This is a genomic window from Mycobacteroides sp. H003, from assembly GCF_001440135.1.
Taxonomy (GTDB): Bacteria; Actinomycetota; Actinomycetes; order Mycobacteriales; family Mycobacteriaceae; genus Mycobacterium; species Mycobacterium gwanakae.
This window is the reverse complement of the sequence record NZ_LJYL01000034.1, coordinates 520837-538111: the sequence shown is the minus strand read 5'-3', so window position 1 is coordinate 538111 and position 17275 is coordinate 520837. Positions and strand designations below refer to the sequence as shown.

Genomic DNA, 17275 nt, shown 5'->3' with positions numbered 1-17275 from the left:
CGTGGTTAACGCTCCCTTCGCGCAAGCAATGGCCCTCACGCCCGCGGGCGACGGCCTGTTTGACGCGCACCTGAATGACACCTGGACCATCGGACCCAAGCTGCACGGCGGCGTCATGCTTGCGTTGCTTGCCGGTGCGGCGCGCGAGACGCTCGGCGAGAGCGAGCCCATCGCCGTCAGCGCAAGCTATCTGTTCGCGCCCTCGCCCGGTGACATGCAGGTGCGCACATCGGTGCGTAAGCGGGGACGGCAGATCTCGCTCGTGGATGCCGAACTCGTCCAGGACGGCCGCACCGCGGTGCACGCCGTGGTCACCCTGGGCACGCCCGAGCAGCACGTGGGCCCGCTGCTGACGGCCCTGCCGCCCGCACTCACGCAGCTGCCCGCTGAACCGCCGCCGGGGGTGGCCCCGATCGCCGAGGGTCATCCGATGGGGGAGATCTTTCACCTGTTCGGCGGGATCGACGTTCGGCCCTCGTTGCGGTCCATGAGCGACCTGAGCGAGCGGGGCAAGCCCGAGATCGTGCTGTGGGCACGACCGCGCGATATGGCGCCAGACGGGTTGTTCGCATTGGTGTGCGGTGACATCTCGGTACCGGTGACGTTCCCGCTGGGGCGTTTCGGCTGGGCACCCACCGTGCAGCTGACCACGTATCTGCGTACGTTGCCCGCGGACGGTTGGCTGCGAGTGTTGTGCAGTACCAACCAGATCGGCCAGCACTGGTTTGATTCCGAACACACGGTCATCGACTCCGAGGGCGCTCTGGTGGTGCAGTCTCGCCAGCTCGCCATGGTGCCGGCGAACTGATCGGTGTACCTTCCGTAGGGGATCTCGTCAAAGGAGTATCAGGCATGGGTGACAAGCAGAAGACGCCTGACTGGGCCGCCGAGGGAGGCGCCTGGGTGCTGGAGAATGGGCACCGCGCCCTGCTGAAACTCACCGGCGGTCGCTGGCCGCACAAGCTCGGTTTCATGCCCACACTGGAGTTGCACACCATCGGGCGCAAGTCCGGTGAGCGCCGCTCCTCCCTGTTGAGTTCGCCCATCTTCACGCCGGAACGGATCGTCGTGATCGCCTCGCTGGGCGGGGCCTCGCACAATCCGGCCTGGTACTTGAACCTCGTCGCCAATCCGAACGTCGAGATCACCGTGCGCGGAGAGACGAAGCCGTACATCGCGCGTACCGCGTCGGCAGCGGAGAAGGCCGAGCTGTGGCCGGAGATCACCCGGGGATTCGGTAACCCGTACGCGGGATATCAGCGCAGCACCACCCGGGACATCCCCGTCGTCATTTGCGAACCGGTCTAAGGAGCATTTCGATGAGCAAGCAACCCGATTGGGCCATCCGGCTCGGCGCCTGGGGTCTGGAGAACGGGCACCGCCTCGTGCTGGCGCTGACCGGCGGCCGGTACCCCAAGAAGCTGCTGGGTATGCAGCCGGTGGAGCTGTACACCATCGGCAGTAAGACGGGGCAGCGTCGCGGCACGCTGCTGACCGCGCCGATCTACGAACCCGGCAAGGTGGTGCTGGTGGCCTCCTACGGCGGAGGGTCCGAGAACCCGGCCTGGTACAAGAATCTGGTGGCCAACCCGGCCGTCGAGATCGCGGTGGACGATGTCGCGCGTCCCTTCACGGCGCACACCGCCTCGCCCGAAGAAAAGGCCGCGCTGTGGCCGGCGATCGTCAAGGCCAACCCCGGCTATGCGGGATATCAGAAGAACACCGACCGGGATATTCCGGTCATCATCTGCGTACCCGCCTAACCGCCGCGGGCCGGCCCGCGAAAACGACCATTGACGGGTTGGACACTTTTTCATATTGTGTCCAACATGAAGGTGGCGGCGTCCGATAGTCCCCGCGAGGACATCCCCGAGCCCATAGTTGCCGCAGTCGCCATGACGTTGGTGCGATCGGGCATGCAGCGGTTCAATCTGTCCGCGGCGGCCGAGCAGGCCGGGGTGTCGCGGAGCACCCTCTACAACTGGTTCGGCGGTAAGCAGGCCGCCATCGACACCGCATTCGGTTATCTCGCAGACGCTTTCATCGACTTCTTCGCAGCGGCGGTGGGTGCGGAGACCACGCTGGTCGATCAGGTCGCGGCCGCCGCCTCGGGAATCTGCGAGCACCGCCGATGGACGGATCATCTCGCCCTGCACACCACCGATCTGCTGGACCTCATCCTGGATGAGCGCGGCGAGGACCTGATGGCGCGCTCGGTCGCGTTCTGGACACCCCGCATACGGGAAGCGCAGGAGCGTAAGGAGATTCCAGGTCGCATCGTCCCGGAGGAGGCCGCCGAGTGGATCATCAGAACCCTGATGAGCATCGAGGTGCTGCCACCCATCGTGATCGATCTGTCCGATCCGGCGGCGGTGCGCCGTTACTTCGCCGACTACATCACGCATGGGCTGGGTGCCGCGCGTGATTGACACTTCCCAACACTGCGTGGTGATCGGCGCCGGGGTGGCGGGGCTCGCCTCGGCGGTGTGGATGGCTGAGGCCGGGTTCCGGGTGACCCTGCTGGAACGTCGGGCCACCCTCGGTGGGCGCACCCATTCCATCGAGATACCCCAGGTCGACGACGTCGCCGATAACGGTGTCCACGTCATGTCCGGCTCGATGGAAGAGCTGTTGCGTTACCTCGAAACCATAGGGGCGCGAGATCTTTTGGCCGCTGAGTCCGGAACCTATGCGCGACGGCTGCTGCCCGGGGGAGAGGTGGACGACACCTCACTGTTCCGCACATTCGCGTGGCTGCCCGCGGCGAGCATCGGGGACCGGCTTCGGGTATGGCGCGCTTATCTGCGGATCGTCAGGGATTGCGTTCGCCCACCCGGTGATCTGGACGCCATTACCGCGCGAGAGTGGCTCGACCGCATCGGGATGCCCAAGGTCGCGCGTGACACCTGGATTGATTTCTTGATCATCGGCGCGCACAACGAGAAGCCGGATCTGATCTCCGCCAGCGCTTTCCGGAATCTTCTGGTCACCATGGCCCGGCGGGGGCGCGGGGCGGCCCGCAACGGAACATTGCTGTACTCCACGGTCGACTTCACCTCGCTGTTCGTCACCGGTGCCGAGAAGATGCTCGCCAATCACGGTTGCGAGGTGCGGGGCCGCGCAGGAGTGAAATCAATCGTGTTGCACGGCAATGCTGTTTCTGGTGTATCGCTGACCGATGGTGAGTTCATACCGGCCGACGCGGTGATCTGTGCGGTCCCGCCGTGGGCCGTGGAGGGATTGCTTGACGCCGTCCCCGGCCACGAGCAGTTGTACAGTGCGGCAGCCAAGCTCGTTCCCGCTCCGCTGGTGAGCGTCTACCTGTATCTCAACAAGTCGCTCGGGCTGACGACCGTCCTCGATGCTCTTGTGGGTGGTGAGGGCGTGGTCGAGCAGGTCTTCGATCGGCAGAAGATGGTGGGATACGACGGTAGTGAACGTGGGCTGTACTCGTACGAGATCACGGTCAGCGCCGCGTACGAACTGAACTCGCTGTCGTCGAGCGGCGAGATCATCGAGACGTGTATGCGCTTCCTGCGCAACTACTATCCGGCCGCGCGGGACGCCGAACTAGTGCACGCCAAGGTGGTGCGGATGCCGCGTGCCACCTACAGTGAGCGTCCGGGAACGGCGGGCGCCCGTCCGCCGCAGCGCACCAGTGTGCGCGGGCTGGCCCTGGCGGGTGACTGGACCGCGACCGACTTCCCCTCGACCATCGGTGGGGCAGCGCAGAGTGCGGAATTGGCCACCCGCGTGATCCTTGACCAGGCTCCGGTGGGCTAGCCCCTTGATTGTGAGCTGCCTCACATTCAAGATGGTCACTAGGTCAACGTCGACACTAGGAGGCCCTCATGACGCGGACACATTACGGATCGCTACGCAAGGGAGGACTCAACTGGGATTCCTTGCCGCTCAAGCTGTTCGTCGGCGGCAATGCGAAATTTTGGGATCCGGCCGATATCGACTTCTCGCGCGACCGGGCGGACTGGGACGCGCTCACCGATCGGGAACGTGACTATGCGACGCGGCTCTGCGCGCAGTTCATCGCCGGCGAGGAGTCGGTGACCCAGGACATCCAGCCGTTTATGACGGCCATGCGCGCCGAGGGGCGACTCGGTGACGAGATGTACTTGACGCAGTTCGCCTTTGAAGAGGCAAAGCACACACAAGTCTTCAGGCTCTGGCTTGATGCAGTCGGCGTCGGCGACGACCTGCACGGGTACCTCGACGACCTTCCGGCCTACCGCGAGATCTTCTTCGATGAGCTGCCGGATGCCTTGGGCACGCTGGCCAGCGACCCGTCGCCGGCGGCACAGGTGCGCGCCTCGGTGACCTATAACCACGTGGTCGAGGGCATGCTGGCACTCACGGGATACTTTGCATGGCACAAGATTTGCGTTGACCGGGGCATCTTGCCCGGTATGCAGGAGCTGATCCGCCGGATCGGTGACGACGAGCGCCGGCACATGGCCTGGGGCACCTTCACCTGCCGGCGTCACGTGGCCGCCGATGACGCCAACTGGTCGGTCTTCGAGGCCCGCATGAACGAACTCATCCCGATCGCGTTGCGTCTCACCGAGGAAGGCTTCGGACTGTACGGCGCCGACACCCCGTTCGGGCTCGTGCTGGACGAGTTCATGCAGTACTCCGCCGACAAGGGAATGCGCCGGTTCGGGACCATCAGCAGCGCGCGCGGCCGTCCGCTCGGCGAGATCGACCTCGACTATTCGCCGCTGCAACTGGAAGACACGTTCGCTGCCGAGGATCGAGAGGCGCTTGCGGCCACGGCCTAGCGCGCACTCCGCACTGTCGCCGCCCACAACCGGGGGAACGCCACATTGTGCAGCGGGTTGGGAAGTATCAAATGGTTGTGTGCCAGCCCAACAGCTATGTGGCGGTTCGGGTCCGCCCATCCGGTGGAGCCGCCGGCCCCCATATGCCCGAAACCTCCCGCCAATCCCGGCGCGGGGATGCAGTGATAGCCGAGCTCCCAGATATCGCGGGTAAGAGCGACATTGGGCCTGATCCCGCGCCCGCCGGCCAGTTCGGCGGTCTTCTCCGCGGACAGCAGCTGCCGCCCGTCCACGCTTCCCCGGTTACTCAGTGCGCCGTAGAGCTTGGCCAGGGCCGGTGCGGTACAGATGGCGTTGCCCGCGCCCATCTGGGTGTCGTACAGCGGGGCGGTCGCATGCCCGTCGTCGGCCACGATCCGTTCGGCTCCGGGCACGTGGATTGCTCCGGTGGCCCCCCGCGCGCCCGGTAGGGCGTCCACCACGCGTGCCCCGATGGACAGGCCACGAGAAAGAAATGGCGTCTTCACGGCCTTGTCGAGCTGTGCATAGATCCCCGCGGGAATTGTCGGTGAATCGGCGGGCGGGCGCCCCAGGTGAATGCCGTCCACTCCGAGGATCTCCGCGAGTTCGGTGCGATAGAGCGTGCGCATGTCCTTACCGGTGATCGCACGCCCGAGTCCGGCCAGGATCCAGCCGTAACTCATCGCGTGATACGCGGATTTCCCGTAGTAGCGCCCGACAGGCACTGCGGCGAGTCGCTGCTCCATCAGTTCGTGGTCGAGAAGTTCTTCGGGAGTGGAGGCGATCGGAGCCAGCGCGGCCAGTCCCGACTTGTGCGCCAGGACATCGCGCACCGTGACCGACTCCTTGCCGTTGGCGGCGAATTCCGGCCAGTAGCGGGCGACCGGGGCGTCATAGGCCAGCAGCCCTCGGTCGGCCAGGCGATGCATAACGGTGGCGGTCACCCCCTTGGAGGCCGAGTACACGATCGGTGCGGTATCGCGGGTCCACGGAACACCGGGACGCGCCTCACCGGCCCAGATGTCGAGCACGGGTTCGCCATCGACGTAGGCGCAGAGCGCGCCGCCCCCGGTATGGCCGACATACATCGACGCGAACTTGCGGACCACCCGGTCGAACTCGGGTTGTGCCCAGCCCTGTACCCCGTCCGGTAGACCGGTGCCCCAGGATTCCGGCGCGAAAACGGGGGAGGTCTGCGCGCGACGCTGCGGTTGTGACATATGTAACTTGTAGTCCGGTTATCCCACTGTGCGCCACCATCTGCGCGCAGATCTGCGAATAGTCACAAATCGGCGCGAATGTGCATATCGCTGCCTACATACCGCTGCGGCACCTTGCTCTGGAGCTCAGAAAGCCGTTTCCGGGTGCGCTAATGGGTCTGCCATGCTGGTCGCCATGTCCAGAATCGCAATCATCGGTGGCGGCAATATCGGCGAAGCACTTATCTCCGGGCTGCTGAGGGCCGGACGGCAGGCCAAGGACATCGTCGTGTCCGAGAAGGTCCCCGCTCGCGCAAAGGCTCTGGCAGAGGCGTATTCCATCCGCGTCAGCGAGGTGGCGGATGCCGTCGAAGGTGCCGATTTCATTGTGGTGGCGGTCAAACCGTCCGATGTCGAGAGCGCGACCAGCGAGATCGCCGCGGCGCTGGCGAAACTGGACGCCGAAGGTAGCGACCGGGAGACCGAGCAGGTGCTGGTCTCGGTGGCTGCGGGAGTGTCCGCGAGCTTCTTCGAATCCAAGCTGGCCGCCGGGGCTCCGGTGGTGCGGGTGATGCCCAATGCCCCGATGCTTGTCGGCGCCGGGGTCAGCGCTGTCGCCAAGGGCCGATTCGCGACCGACGAGCAGCTCAGTGCCGTCGCCGAGCTGCTGGAGTCGGTGGGCAGCGTCATCAAGGTGGCCGAATCGCAGATGGACACCGTTACCGCGCTGTCCGGATCGGGCCCGGCCTACTTCTTCCTGCTCGTCGAGGCGCTGGTCGATGCGGGGGTTGCCTCGGGTCTTACGCGGCCCGTCGCCACCGATCTGGTCATCCAGACCATGGCCGGATCCGCCGCGATGCTGCTCGAACGGGCTGAGACGGACGAAAATCGGGCCCCCGGACTGCAGACCCGCACGGAGGTCGATACGACCGCCGCCGAGCTCCGCGCAACGATTACCTCGCCGGGTGGTACTACCGCCGCTGCGCTGCGCGAACTGGAACGTGGAGGTTTGCGGGCAAGCGTCTATGCCGCCGTTGAAGCCGCAAAAACACGCTCCGAGCAGCTCGGAATCACATCAGAGTAATTTAACCAAATCTTGATCAATTAGCCCACACGGGTATCAGTAACCCCACTGGTCCCGCTATTCTCCTTCTAGCACGTGCGTGTCCGTACCGCCGATGGGGAAGATTGGCGGCACGACACGTGCCTAGGGAAATGGGTATGCGATGACGTCAATCAACGGGCCATCCGCGCGCGACGGGGCCGGCGCCAAGCCGGGCCGGGACTCGGCGGCCGCTGGCCAATCCGGCAAGGCTCAGTTCCTTACGGTCGCCGAGGTCGCCGCGCTGATGCGCGTGAGCAAGATGACCGTCTACCGGCTGGTGCACAACGGCGAGCTGCCCGCGGTGCGGGTCGGCCGGTCGTTCCGTGTGCATGCCAAGGCGGTCAACGATCTGCTGCAGGCCTCCTACTTCGACGCCGGATAAGGCGCCTCGAAGCGGGAGATGCCCCCTGGGGGGCTGCCGGTTCTGCCGGTTTCCTGACCTGAGGCCGCAGCAGGTAGAGTCATGCGGCACCCTGGCGTAAGCCTTTTTGGGGTTAGGGCGCCTTGTGTACGGCTGGGAAATAGCCGCTGTGCACGCGTCCACGGTAAAGACGATTTCAAAGTAGTTAGCAGGAGTTCATGGGTTCAGTTATCAAGAAGCGGCGTAAGCGTATGTCCAAGAAGAAGCACCGCAAGCTGCTTCGCCGCACTCGGGTTCAGCGCAGAAAACTCGGTAAGTAAACCTTGCGTTAGTGGGCATCCGCTCGGGATGCCCATTGGTGCCGTGATGGATAGGCTTCGTCCGTGAGCGCCGGTGAGACCAATCTGCACTACCCGCGGGTGGTGCTGGTCACCGGAGCCAGCCGATTCCTCGGGGGTTATCTGGCTGCGCGTCTGGTGCAGAACCCGATGATCAACCGTGTCATCGCGGTAGATGCTGTCGCCCCAAGCAAGGACCTGCTGCGCAGGATGGGGCGGGCAGAGTTCGTGCGGGCCGATATCCGCAACCCGTTCATCGCGAAGGTCATCCGCAACGGCGAGGTCGACACGGTGGTGCACACCGCCTCGGCCTCGTTCTCGCCGCGTTCGGGTGGGCGCGCCGCGCTCAAGGAATTGAACGTGATGGGTGCGATGCAGCTGTTCGCGGCGTGCCAGAAGGCGCCCACTGTGCAGCGCGTTGTCGTCAAGTCCACCGCACAGGTCTATGGAGCCGGTCCCCGGGATCCGGTGATGTTCACCGAGGAGATGGGTGCGCGCCGTCCACCGTCCGACGGCTTCGCACGGGACAGCATTGATATCGAGAGCTATGCCCGCGGTCTGGCCCGGCGGCGCCCCGATGTGGCGGTGACGATCCTGCGGTTGGCCAACTTGATCGGCCCCGGTATGGACACCGCGTTGGCGCGCTATCTGGCGGGCCCGCTAGTGCCCACCGTGTTTGGGCGCGACGCCCGCCTGCAACTGCTGCATGAGCAGGATGCGCTGGGCGCGCTTGAGCGCGCCACCATGGCAGGTAAGGCGGGCACCTTCAACATCGCGGCCGACGGCATGATGATGATGTCGCAGGCGGTTCGCCGTTCCGGGCAACTCGGCATCCCGGTGCCGTCGTTTGCGGTGGCGGGAATTGCGTCGTTCACCAAGGGCACCCGGTACACCGAGCTGAGTTCCGAACAGCGTGACTGGCTGGCCTATGGGCGCGCGATCGACAACACCCGTATGAAGGTCGAACTCGGGTATCAGCCCAAGTGGACGACCGTTGGGGCCTTTGGTGACTACGTTCGGGGACGCGGGATCACTCCAGTAATCGAGCCGGAGTGGGTACGCTCATTGGGAGATCGCGCGGTGGCTCTCGCGCAGAAGATCAGTTCGTAGACATAGGGCGGAGGTGAGAAGCATGGCAGGCGACACAAAGGCGAAAGTCATTCAACTGCAGGTTAATTCGGAACGCCATGCTGCACGCGCTCGCCGGGCCGAGGCGCGGGCCGATGCCGGCCGGCGGCATCCGTCATCGTTGGCCAACGATGCGCCAACTGGAGATTCCGCGGATACCGCCGCAGTCATCCACGACCTCAACGAGATTCGCGCGGCACAGGGCAACGCCCCTTTGGGCGATGAAGAGTCGCTGACTGCCCTCGCGGCCAACATTGCCGCCGTCGCTGAGTTCATTCGCCGCCGAGTCGGCGGCGACTACAGCGTCGACGATTTCGGATTCGACGAGCACCTCAACGAATCGCTGCTGCTTCCTTTGCTCAGGCCACTGTTCAACCGATGGTTCAGGGTGGACGTGACCGGGGTCGAGAACATTCCCGCGACCGGTGGGGCGTTGGTTGTGGCTAACCATGCGGGTGTGCTGCCGCTCGACGGGCTGATGCTCTCGGTGGCCGTGCACGACCGGTGCCCCGGCAACCGCACCCTGCGCAACCTGGCCGCCGACATGGTGTTCGATGCACCGTTCCTGGGACAGTTGGCGCGAAAGGCGGGTCATACGCTGGCGTGCACCGCCGACGCGCACCGGCTACTGTCCGCGGGCGAGCTGACCGCCGTGTTCCCCGAGGGATACAAGGGACTGGGTAAGCCGTTCAAGGATCGCTACAAGCTGCAGAGATTCGGCCGTGGAGGATTCGTCGCGGCAGCCATTCGTACCGGAGCGCCGATTATCCCGTGCTCGATCGTCGGGTCCGAGGAGATCTACCCGATGATCGCCGACCTGAAGGTGATCGCCCGGTTGTTCGGTCTGCCCTACTTCCCGGTGACCCCGCTGTTCCCGGCGGCAGGTCCCGTCGGGTTGGTGCCGCTGCCGTCCAAGTGGCATATCGAATTCGGTACACCCATCCCCACGGACGGGTTCGACGAGACGGCGGCTGACGATCCGATGGTGACATTCGAGGTCACCGACCAGGTCCGCGAGACCATCCAGCAGACGCTGTATCGGCTGCTCGCGGGTCGTCGCAACATGTTCTTCGGCTAGGCCTTCCCTCTACGCCGATACGCCGTGTACCGGCGGTTTCGTATCGCAGATCCTCGCCGCGGGGCGCAGCGCGGGCGGCGTAAGTTCGATGCGTGATCACCAACCGGGTAACCGAACTGCTGGGTATCGAGCGACCGATCGTGCAGGCTCCGATGGGCTGGATCGCGCGATCCCAGCTGGCCAGCGCCGTCTGCGAAGCCGGCGGGCTCGGCATCATCGAAACAAGCTCGGGCGAGCTCGATGCCATCAAGGGCGAGATTCGCCTCATGCGTGAGCTCACCGACAAACCATTCGGGGTGAACATCGCACAGGCTTTCGTGCGAGATCCGTCCATCGCGCAGTTTGTGGTCGATCAGGGCGTGACGTTCGTGACGACCAGCGCAGGCGACCCCAACAAGTACACCCGGATCCTCAAGGACAACGGCCTTACCGTCTTTCATGTCGTCCCTACGCTCGCGGCCGCCCTCAAGGCTGTCGACGCGGGAGTGGATGGCCTGGTGGTGGAAGGCGTCGAAGGCGGCGGTTTCAAGGATCCCAAGGGTGCCTCGACCATGGTGTTGCTGCCACTGGTGCGCTCGCGGGTGGACGTTCCGATCATCGCCGCCGGCGGTATCTGTGACGGCGCATCCATGGCGGCGGCTTTCGCCCTCGGCGCCGAGGGCGTGCAGATGGGTACCCGGATGATGTCGGCCGCCGAGTCACCCATCCACGGCAACTGGAAGGCAGCGGTGGTCGCTGCGCGCGAGACCGACACCGTGCTACTGAACAGGCTGACCAAGCCAGGCCTGCGCGCCTTGCGCAGCGAGCGCACCGAAGAGATGGAACGACGGGATCTGGTGTCGCTCATGGAGACCGGGAATCCGTTGGACCTCTACTTCGGGGGCGATATGGACACTTTCGTGCCACTCGGCGGGCAGGTGGCCGGGCGCATCGGTGCGGTCGAGTCTGTGCGGGACATTCTCGACACCACCATGGACGAGTTCACCGCGGTGATCGGCAAGCTCGCCGCCCAATACAGCTGACGAGGATTCGGCGCCGAGTGGGGGCGGCCGCGTCATTGCCGCCTGCGGTCCGGGGTGCCCACGGAGATCCAACCGCTAACTAGCCCGTCTGTGCGGCGCCCTCGCTGCTCACTTGCTGCCGTCATCGCACGTCGCGCCGGGGAGCCTGCTGGGCTGTGCTCAAATCAGCAAAGCTACATCGGCGCGAAGCCCCGTGTTGGCGGCCTTTCCTCGCAAACGACTGGCCCTCGTCGGTAACGAATGTACCGACGTGCCGATAGGCTCTATTAGTGTTAGCCTTTGGTCAATCGCGGGGGCGCTCAGCTGTTGTACCGCTACCCCGAATTGAGGATTAGTATTGTGACTCAACCTTCGCTGGAGGGTCAGGGTGGCATTGCCCACTTCTCCCGGGGTGGCGATTTTCCTGCAGCGCCGATGCTGTTCGGCGGCGTTATTGCGACTTTCATTGTGGTTGCCACACTGTTGGGTCTCGACGACGGTAGAAACATCAGCATCCCTCGATCGATGCCAGTCAGTGAAGTTGCTTCGGTGACGCCCGAAGCGGCCGACCTCGGGCATCAGGGGCGTTCGGGCCAGTTAGCCATCGCGGTGACCGACGTCACGGCGTATCTGGTCGCGGGCGATCCTGGGCTGCCCGAGAATGCGCAGGGCGGCCACGTTCTGGTCGGAGTGCGCGTGATCAACGACGGCACCGATCGCCAGCGGTTCGAGCCGGCCATTCAGCAACTTGTCGCCGGTGATCAAACCGTGGATGCGGACCAGAACGCCTCTCAGCCTGTGCTCGGTGCGGAAATCGATCCCGGCAACAGCATCGTGGCGTCCATCGCGTTCAACCTTCCCGAGGGCGCCGAGCCGTCCGCGATCATCCTGCGCGACTCGCCGGCGGCCCCGGGTACTCAGCTGAGTTTGGCCGATATGGGCAACAGCGGCCTGGCGCAGTGAGCGTGGATCTGAAGCCGGAAGCGGTGTGGGAGGCACTTCCCGACGAGCTCAAATCGGCGCTGCGTCGACGGGCTGCCGAACCACTGAACGACGACTTGCTGCTGAAGTGTCATCGCGCAGCCGAAGATAACGAACTGCCGATCTTCTGGCGGCCCGACCCGGCCGCCGATTTCCGGCGGCATCGACTGCATACGGCTCTTGTCGACTACATCGCCGGCCTCGGAAAAGACGGCTAGCCGCTCACCGTCAGGGGTTGCAGCCGCTCGCACTTACCCAGCGGCCGTTGTAGCCCACGCACGCGTGAACGTTCGGTGCGGGGGGAGGGGGCGGAGGATCGTCCGGCAAGGGTGCGTAGTCCTCGGGCGGAGGTGCGTATCGCTGCACGGTGTCGGCGACGTTCATGCAGCCGCTCACCGAGACTCGGCGCCCGCCGCCCACGCAGACATCGGCGTTGGCCGTGGGCAGCGCAATGGGCAGCAGCCCCGCGAAGGCCACCGCGACTGTTGCCGCGGCTACACCGGGCCTCATGGCTGCCGCTCCTGCGGCAGCTGGCAGCGCTCGCGGAAGTCGACGACGGGCTGGCGGATGGAGCGCAGATCGTTCTCGGCTTCGGGGTTGGTGCTGAAGTAGGCCTTCACCGCGCTCTGCATCTCGCTGTGCGGCTTGCCCGCAAGGCTCGTGAAGAAGTCGTTGACCTCCGGGTGGGTGTATAGATAACTCGAGGTGGAGGCGGCGACGCCCGCCGAGACTCCAGCGAGGTCGGCCGCCGTACAGTTCGGCGGACGTTCGGGTTCGGCATTCGCGGCCGCCGCGGTGAAGAGTGCTGCGGCGCTCAGGGCTGTAAATAGGCTTGTGGCAACGAGTTTCATGGACATCTCCTTACGGGACTTGTTGTACGGCGGGTGGTTTCCAGGTGCCGTCAATGATCGACGGCGGCGTTTCCTTCGGCCAGTACAGGCGGAGCATGAGGTTGAACTTTCCCTCGGGTGCGGGGAGCCAGTTCGACTCCTTTCCTGGTCCGGGATTGTCGTGTTGCAGATACAGATCCACCGATCCGTCGGGGCTGGTCGCGAAGTTGTTGCGCTGACTCAGTGTGTACCGGTTCAGTGGGTTCTCGACGAAGAACATTCCCGCGTCGTACATCGTCAGTGACCAGAACCCCTCGGCAGGTGGTAGCTGATCCTTGTCGAAGTGCAGCACGTACTGACGTGACCCGTCATACGGTTTCCCGGTGTTGTCGACCTCCGAGGTGGGGTAGACGGCATCCTCGGGCCGGTTTGCGCCGAGCCCGATTGCGGCGACCGTTGCGCGCTGTAGGTACTCGGTGCCGTATACGCCGGTCTTGGTGGTGAACACCCACCCGTTGATGTTCTCGCCGGCGTCCTTGAAGTGCGCCATGATCTTGCCGAATGCTTCCTTGGGCACCGATTGCAGGGCGCTGACGGTGTCGGCACCGAGTTTGTCGATGTCGAAGGGCTTTCCGGCCTCGATGCCGATCTTGGCCATCTTCTCCACGATCGGCTTGTCGGCCTCGGTGGGCGGATTGTCCTTCATCAGGGTGGCCAGCATGTCGAAGTATGCCTTGGTGCTCAGATTGTTGACCTGGTCACGGACGGGCGTTTTCATGTCGATGCTCGGAGCTACGGTGCCAGCGGGCGGGGTGTACTGCTTGCCGTACGAACTCAACGGCACCAACGAGATTTCGTCCTGCATCTTATGGACGGCGGCGTAATCCTCCGGGGTTCCAGTGCAGTAGATGCGACCCAGTAGCCACACGATCGACGTCGGTGACTTGTATTCCTTGATTCCTTGGGGCAGTTCGCCTTTCCAGCCAGGGCCGGTGATCGCATAAGTCTGGGGGCCGGTGCCTGTCGTGCGTTTGCCGGGCACCTCGAAGACATTGGTGTACCCGTCAAGCATGGGAAGCAGGTAATAGCGATCGTGGGCATCGGGCAGGCTCACGATCCACGGTTCCTTGCCAACGTCGAGGAACGCGTTCGTGTAGAGGGTGTCGGCATTAGGCGCGGTGACATCGCGAAAGGCCGCGTTGGGATACTCGCGCATCCGCATGAGCTGTCCCATTGGGGCGCGCGGAGATTCGACCTTCTCCACGTTGGTCATCACGCGGCGGGTCATCTCCATGGTGACAAGGGCATAGCCAAATACATACGCGTCCATGGCGATGGACTTGGCCTCGTCGGTGGAAAGCTTCTGGGAACCAGACTCTTTCGAGCAGCTGGTAAGTCCCGCCGCCAATGCGACGGTGCTCATCACGACCAATAATTTGGTCCACTGCATACACCAAACCTTCACGGGCTCACCCTCTCCTGTTGTGACGATCTTGTTCGCCGAACGTTGATCGTGCAGCACATCCCACCTGCTTGTCTTGACATTGGAAGACAAATATTTGACAGTTTGAGACATGTCGGTGATCCGTGGTTCGGCGCTCACCAACTATCACCAGCTGGTGGCCGAACTCGGCGGGGACGGCAGTGAACTGCTTGGCAGAGCGCGGGTTTCACCGGCAGATGCCGGATCCTACGAGCGGTTCATCTCTCTGCGCAACGGCGCTCGCGCACTGGAGGAAACCGCGGCGGCCCTTAACGCGCCGGACTTCGGTCGCCGACTGGCCCGGCGGCAAGGCATCGAGATCCTGGGGCCGGTGGGTTTGGCGGCGCGCACGGCGGCCACAGTTGCCGACGCCTTCGCGATTCTCGAAAAGTTCATGGGCGCATACTGTCCGGCGATAGGCGCTCGGGTCACAGCGCACCGGGATCCGTCGCTGTGCCGGTTCGAGTTCGAGTATCTCTTGACCCCCGCCCCTCCGCAGGCGCAGGCAGTCGAACTGTCGCTGGGTGTCACACTGCGGGTGCTGCATCACTTCCTGGGTGGGGGCTACCGGCCTGTTTCCGTTCATCTACCGCACCAGGCACTCACCGCGGCCGCGGGGTATCAGCGCTATTTCGGCTGTTCACCGTTCTTCTGCGAGCCTGTCGGTGGTTTCACCCTGCGGGCCACCGACATGCAGAAGTCGTTGCCCAAGGATCATCTGGCCCACCAGACTGCCGTCGACTACTTGACGGGCACTCAGGCCAACCGCAAACCGGATTCCAGTCAGCTGGCCCGTGTCCTTATTCGGCAGCTGCTCCCGACCGGAGCGATTGGTTTGGGGGACATCGCCTTACACCTCGGGGTGCACCCGAAGGCGCTGCAACGGCGACTCGGCGCCGAGGGCACAACCTTTGCCGAGCTCGTCGACCAAACCCGTCGGGAAGCTGCCGAGCGACTGCTGTCCGATACCGATCTGAGTCTCGATCATCTGAGCAGGCAGCTCGGCTACGCCGAGCAGAGTGTGTTCACCCGAAGCTGCAAGCGCTGGTTCGGGACAACCCCGAGCACCTATCGGCAGGACCGTCGAGGCCGCTAAGCCTTGCGATGTGAGGCGATGTTCGCGGCCATGGAAGCCGCGTCGGTTTCGTGGCCCTCGGCCTCGCCGATCATGGTCACGATGCTCGTCGCGACGCGTTCACCGTCGGCATCGGTCACCTCGGCCCGTACTTCGGCCGTCACCATGCCGTGCGACTCCAGCACACTGTCCAGGTAGCTATCGAAGTAGAGCCGGTCGCCTGCCTTGATGGGGCGGTGGAACTTGAGCTTCTGATCGCGGTGCAACACGCGTGCCACGTTGATGGGCAGATCCATCTCGGTGAAGATCTTGTGCTGCACCCGCCGGCCCGCGACCGCCAGGAAGGTGATGGGAGCCACGACGCCCGAGTTCACCTCGCACTCGTCCTTGATGGCCGCGGCGAATTCACGCATCTTCTCGCGGCCGACCTCGAAGTAATCGGGGTAGCGGTAGTGCGTTCCGACGATGTCTTGGCGGATGGCCATGCATTAACCCATTTCGCTGCAGGTCAGGTACGAATCTAGACAGTTCAAGCGGCGCTGAGCCTATCAGCAGCGGTAATGCCGATCATTACTTCTCACGACGGGCCAGTGCGGCCGCGAGGGCTCCACCCGCGGCGCCGAGCAGCACCGCCGAGGGCACGCCGATTCGGGCCGCCTTGCGCGCGGTACGGAAGTCGCGGACCTCCCACCCCCGGCGCCGTGCCACATCCCGCAGCTCGGCATCGGGATTGATGGCCACCGCGGTTCCCACCAAGGAGAGCATCGGCACATCGTTGATGCTGTCGCTGTAGGCGGTGCAGCGCTTGAGATTCAACCCGTTGCGGATGGCCAGGTTGCGCACGGCCCGCGCCTTGCCCGGCCCGTGCAGGATGTCGCCGACCAGCCGGCCGGTGAACACCCCGTCCGCCGATTCTGCGACGGTGCCCAGCGCCCCGGTGAGGCCCAGCCGCCGGGCGATGGTCTCGGCCAGCTCCTTGGGAGTGGCCGTGACGAGCCACACCTGTTGGCCGGCGTCGAGGTGCATTTGAGTCAGCGCCCTGGTGCCGGGCCAGATCTTGTCGGCGAGCGTCTCGTCGTAGATCTCCTCGCTGAGTGTGACGAGTTCGTCGACACTGCGGCCCTCGATGAAAGAGAGCGCCTTCTGCCGGCCCGCCGCGACATCGTCGGAGTTCTCCCGGCCGGTCAGCCGGAACTTCGCCTGCGCCCAGACGAACTGAAGCATGTCCGAGTACTGGAAATAGTCGCGCTGCGCCAGGCCACGGCCGAAGTGCACCAGCGAGGAGCCATGCACCAGGGTGTTGTCGACGTCGAAGAACGCGGCCGCGGTCAGATCAGCGGGCGGCGGACCCGTGGGCTGCTCGGTGGCCGCCGCGGCGTCTGCCTCGGCGAAGGAGGCGGCGCGTGCGACGTCTTCGGCGAACGCTTCGGCCAGCAGCTGGTCCTCCGCGGGGCCTTCGGTAGGGGGGTCGCCGTTGATCTGGGGGCTGGTCATGACCGGCTTAACCGCCCTTCCTGTCCGCCGTTTCCGAATGCCGTTTAACCCTACTGAGGGTGGCGGGAACTCGGGGGACCCGGTGGCAGAATTGACATATGACGTCACTAACGCTGCTGACACGCGTGGGGTGCTCTGCCTGCGAGCGTGCGCAGCGTGAATTGGCGGCCCTGGCCGACGAGTTCGGGGTCCCACTCACCGTCACCGATGTAGATGAGGCCGCGATCACAGATTCGTCTTTGCGAGCGGAGTTCGGTGACCGGCTTCCGGTGGTGCTGCTGGACGGTCAGGAGCACAGCTATTGGGAAGTAGACGAGCCTCGGCTCCGGGCGGACCTGAAACGTGACCGATAACAGGCTGTTTGGATTTTGCCCAGTGGCCATTTTCG

General features: G+C 64.5%; 21 protein-coding genes and 1 pseudogene. 16 read left to right on the top strand and 6 right to left on the bottom strand.

From position 1 onward, the window contains the following. Position 1 precedes the first annotated feature (1 nt). From AOT87_RS22820 to AOT87_RS22795, 6 genes are all read left to right on the top strand, one after another. Positions 2–808: a thioesterase family protein gene (locus AOT87_RS22820; protein ID WP_078284419.1), complete on the top strand. Its 807-nt coding sequence runs from the start codon at positions 2–4 to the stop codon at positions 806–808. Between the two features lie 44 nt (positions 809–852). Next, positions 853–1308 carry a nitroreductase/quinone reductase family protein gene (locus tag AOT87_RS22815; protein ID WP_057967828.1) on the top strand — a complete coding sequence of 152 codons (456 nt, stop codon included), beginning with the start codon at positions 853–855 and terminating at the stop codon, positions 1306–1308. Positions 1309–1319: 11 nt separating this feature from the next. Next, positions 1320–1763, top strand: coding sequence for a nitroreductase/quinone reductase family protein (locus tag AOT87_RS22810; protein WP_057967829.1), 444 nt, complete (start codon positions 1320–1322; stop codon positions 1761–1763). 66 nt (positions 1764–1829) lie between these two features. After that, positions 1830–2429 carry a TetR/AcrR family transcriptional regulator gene (locus AOT87_RS22805; protein WP_057964874.1) on the top strand — a complete coding sequence of 200 codons (600 nt, stop codon included), beginning with the start codon at positions 1830–1832 and terminating at the stop codon, positions 2427–2429. Then, on the top strand, positions 2422–3783 hold the full coding sequence (locus AOT87_RS22800; RefSeq protein WP_227465436.1) for an FAD-dependent oxidoreductase: 1362 nt from the start codon (positions 2422–2424) through the stop codon (positions 3781–3783). Before AOT87_RS22805 ends, AOT87_RS22800 begins: the two co-directional genes overlap by 8 nt. Before the next feature lie 68 nt (positions 3784–3851). Beyond that, a complete protein-coding gene (locus AOT87_RS22795) occupies positions 3852–4793 on the top strand; it encodes a R2-like ligand-binding oxidase (protein ID WP_057964872.1) in 942 nt (313 codons plus the stop codon). Here AOT87_RS22795 and AOT87_RS22790 read toward each other — a convergent pair. Beyond that, positions 4790–6034 (bottom strand): serine hydrolase domain-containing protein, encoded by a 1245-nt coding sequence (locus AOT87_RS22790; RefSeq protein WP_057967831.1) that lies wholly within the window; start codon positions 6032–6034, stop codon positions 4790–4792. The two genes, AOT87_RS22795 and AOT87_RS22790, sit on opposite strands and share 4 nt — an antisense overlap. A 175-nt stretch (positions 6035–6209) precedes the next feature. On the opposite strand from AOT87_RS22790, the gene proC reads away from it, so the two are divergent. The 8 genes from proC to AOT87_RS22755 all read left to right on the top strand — a co-directional run bounded on the left by proC (position 6210) and on the right by AOT87_RS22755 (position 12223). Continuing rightward, a complete protein-coding gene (proC, locus tag AOT87_RS22785) occupies positions 6210–7097 on the top strand; it encodes a pyrroline-5-carboxylate reductase (protein WP_191985241.1) in 888 nt (295 codons plus the stop codon). A 142-nt stretch (positions 7098–7239) separates the two neighbouring features. Then, a complete protein-coding gene (locus AOT87_RS22780; RefSeq protein WP_057967832.1) occupies positions 7240–7500 on the top strand; it encodes a helix-turn-helix domain-containing protein in 261 nt (86 codons plus the stop codon). Positions 7501–7697: 197 nt separating this feature from the next. Further along, positions 7698–7799 carry an AURKAIP1/COX24 domain-containing protein gene (locus AOT87_RS28090; RefSeq protein ID WP_003402602.1) on the top strand — a complete coding sequence of 34 codons (102 nt, stop codon included), beginning with the start codon at positions 7698–7700 and terminating at the stop codon, positions 7797–7799. A gap of 63 nt (positions 7800–7862) precedes the next feature. Next, positions 7863–8927 (top strand): SDR family oxidoreductase, encoded by a 1065-nt coding sequence (locus AOT87_RS22775; protein WP_057967833.1) that lies wholly within the window; start codon positions 7863–7865, stop codon positions 8925–8927. A gap of 22 nt (positions 8928–8949) precedes the next feature. Further along, on the top strand, positions 8950–10023 hold the full coding sequence (locus AOT87_RS22770; RefSeq protein WP_057964870.1) for a lysophospholipid acyltransferase family protein: 1074 nt from the start codon (positions 8950–8952) through the stop codon (positions 10021–10023). Positions 10024–10115: 92 nt separating this feature from the next. After that, the gene (locus AOT87_RS22765) at positions 10116–11045 is read left to right on the top strand and encodes a nitronate monooxygenase (protein WP_057967834.1); all 930 of its coding nucleotides are present in this window, start codon (positions 10116–10118) and stop codon (positions 11043–11045) included. Between the two features lie 339 nt (positions 11046–11384). Continuing rightward, the gene (locus tag AOT87_RS22760) at positions 11385–11987 is read left to right on the top strand and encodes a DUF4352 domain-containing protein (RefSeq protein WP_057980223.1); all 603 of its coding nucleotides are present in this window, start codon (positions 11385–11387) and stop codon (positions 11985–11987) included. Beyond that, positions 11984–12223, top strand: coding sequence for a hypothetical protein (locus AOT87_RS22755; RefSeq protein WP_199345601.1), 240 nt, complete (start codon positions 11984–11986; stop codon positions 12221–12223). The genes AOT87_RS22760 and AOT87_RS22755 overlap by 4 nt, the downstream gene beginning before the upstream one ends. A gap of 10 nt (positions 12224–12233) precedes the next feature. Here the strand turns inward: AOT87_RS22755 and AOT87_RS22750 are convergent, their stop codons facing one another. Genes AOT87_RS22750 through AOT87_RS22740 form a run of 3 tightly spaced genes read right to left on the bottom strand, consistent with a single transcriptional unit; the run spans position 12234 to position 14300 of the window. Further along, positions 12234–12515 carry a hypothetical protein gene (locus AOT87_RS22750; protein ID WP_057967837.1) on the bottom strand — a complete coding sequence of 94 codons (282 nt, stop codon included), beginning with the start codon at positions 12513–12515 and terminating at the stop codon, positions 12234–12236. After that, complete coding sequence (locus tag AOT87_RS22745; protein WP_057967892.1) at positions 12512–12856, bottom strand: heme-binding protein; 345 nt, start codon at positions 12854–12856, stop codon at positions 12512–12514. The genes AOT87_RS22750 and AOT87_RS22745 overlap by 4 nt, the downstream gene beginning before the upstream one ends. A 10-nt stretch (positions 12857–12866) precedes the next feature. Next, positions 12867–14300, bottom strand: a complete 1434-nt coding sequence (locus tag AOT87_RS22740; RefSeq protein ID WP_057967893.1) for a DUF1254 domain-containing protein — start codon at positions 14298–14300, stop codon at positions 12867–12869. A 109-nt stretch (positions 14301–14409) separates the two neighbouring features. Between AOT87_RS22740 and AOT87_RS22735 the strand changes: the two genes are divergently transcribed. Next, the gene (locus AOT87_RS22735) at positions 14410–15414 is read left to right on the top strand and encodes an AraC family transcriptional regulator (protein ID WP_057967838.1); all 1005 of its coding nucleotides are present in this window, start codon (positions 14410–14412) and stop codon (positions 15412–15414) included. Here the strand turns inward: AOT87_RS22735 and AOT87_RS22730 are convergent. Beyond that, complete coding sequence (locus AOT87_RS22730; RefSeq protein ID WP_057967839.1) at positions 15411–15878, bottom strand: MaoC family dehydratase N-terminal domain-containing protein; 468 nt, start codon at positions 15876–15878, stop codon at positions 15411–15413. The genes AOT87_RS22735 and AOT87_RS22730 overlap by 4 nt on opposite strands. Positions 15879–15963: 85 nt before the next feature. Next, positions 15964–16767, bottom strand: a pseudogene (locus AOT87_RS22725) (HAD-IB family hydrolase); the annotation flags it as partial. Between the two features lie 218 nt (positions 16768–16985). Here AOT87_RS22725 and AOT87_RS22720 point away from each other — a divergent pair. Next, positions 16986–17240: a glutaredoxin family protein gene (locus tag AOT87_RS22720; RefSeq protein WP_030096502.1), complete on the top strand. Its 255-nt coding sequence runs from the start codon at positions 16986–16988 to the stop codon at positions 17238–17240. Positions 17241–17275 lie beyond the last annotated feature (35 nt).

Excerpts from the sequence above, each read along its gene's own strand:
- AOT87_RS22815 (WP_057967828.1), top strand. The coding sequence starts at position 853 with ATGGGTGACAAGCAGAAGACGCCTGACTGGGCCGCCGAGGGAGGCGCC.
- AOT87_RS22810 (WP_057967829.1), top strand. The coding sequence starts at position 1,320 with ATGAGCAAGCAACCCGATTGGGCCATCCGGCTCGGCGCCTGGGGTCTG.
- AOT87_RS22805 (WP_057964874.1), top strand. The coding sequence starts at position 1,830 with ATGAAGGTGGCGGCGTCCGATAGTCCCCGCGAGGACATCCCCGAGCCC.
- AOT87_RS22795 (WP_057964872.1), top strand. The coding sequence starts at position 3,852 with ATGACGCGGACACATTACGGATCGCTACGCAAGGGAGGACTCAACTGG.
- AOT87_RS22790 (WP_057967831.1), bottom strand. The coding sequence starts at position 6,034 with ATGTCACAACCGCAGCGTCGCGCGCAGACCTCCCCCGTTTTCGCGCCG.
- proC (WP_191985241.1), top strand. The coding sequence starts at position 6,210 with ATGTCCAGAATCGCAATCATCGGTGGCGGCAATATCGGCGAAGCACTT.
- AOT87_RS22780 (WP_057967832.1), top strand. The coding sequence starts at position 7,240 with ATGACGTCAATCAACGGGCCATCCGCGCGCGACGGGGCCGGCGCCAAG.
- AOT87_RS28090 (WP_003402602.1), top strand. The coding sequence starts at position 7,698 with ATGGGTTCAGTTATCAAGAAGCGGCGTAAGCGTATGTCCAAGAAGAAG.
- AOT87_RS22770 (WP_057964870.1), top strand. The coding sequence starts at position 8,950 with ATGGCAGGCGACACAAAGGCGAAAGTCATTCAACTGCAGGTTAATTCG.
- AOT87_RS22750 (WP_057967837.1), bottom strand. The coding sequence starts at position 12,515 with ATGAGGCCCGGTGTAGCCGCGGCAACAGTCGCGGTGGCCTTCGCGGGG.
- AOT87_RS22745 (WP_057967892.1), bottom strand. The coding sequence starts at position 12,856 with ATGAAACTCGTTGCCACAAGCCTATTTACAGCCCTGAGCGCCGCAGCA.
- AOT87_RS22735 (WP_057967838.1), top strand. The coding sequence starts at position 14,410 with ATGTCGGTGATCCGTGGTTCGGCGCTCACCAACTATCACCAGCTGGTG.
- AOT87_RS22730 (WP_057967839.1), bottom strand. The coding sequence starts at position 15,878 with ATGGCCATCCGCCAAGACATCGTCGGAACGCACTACCGCTACCCCGAT.
- AOT87_RS22720 (WP_030096502.1), top strand. The coding sequence starts at position 16,986 with ATGACGTCACTAACGCTGCTGACACGCGTGGGGTGCTCTGCCTGCGAG.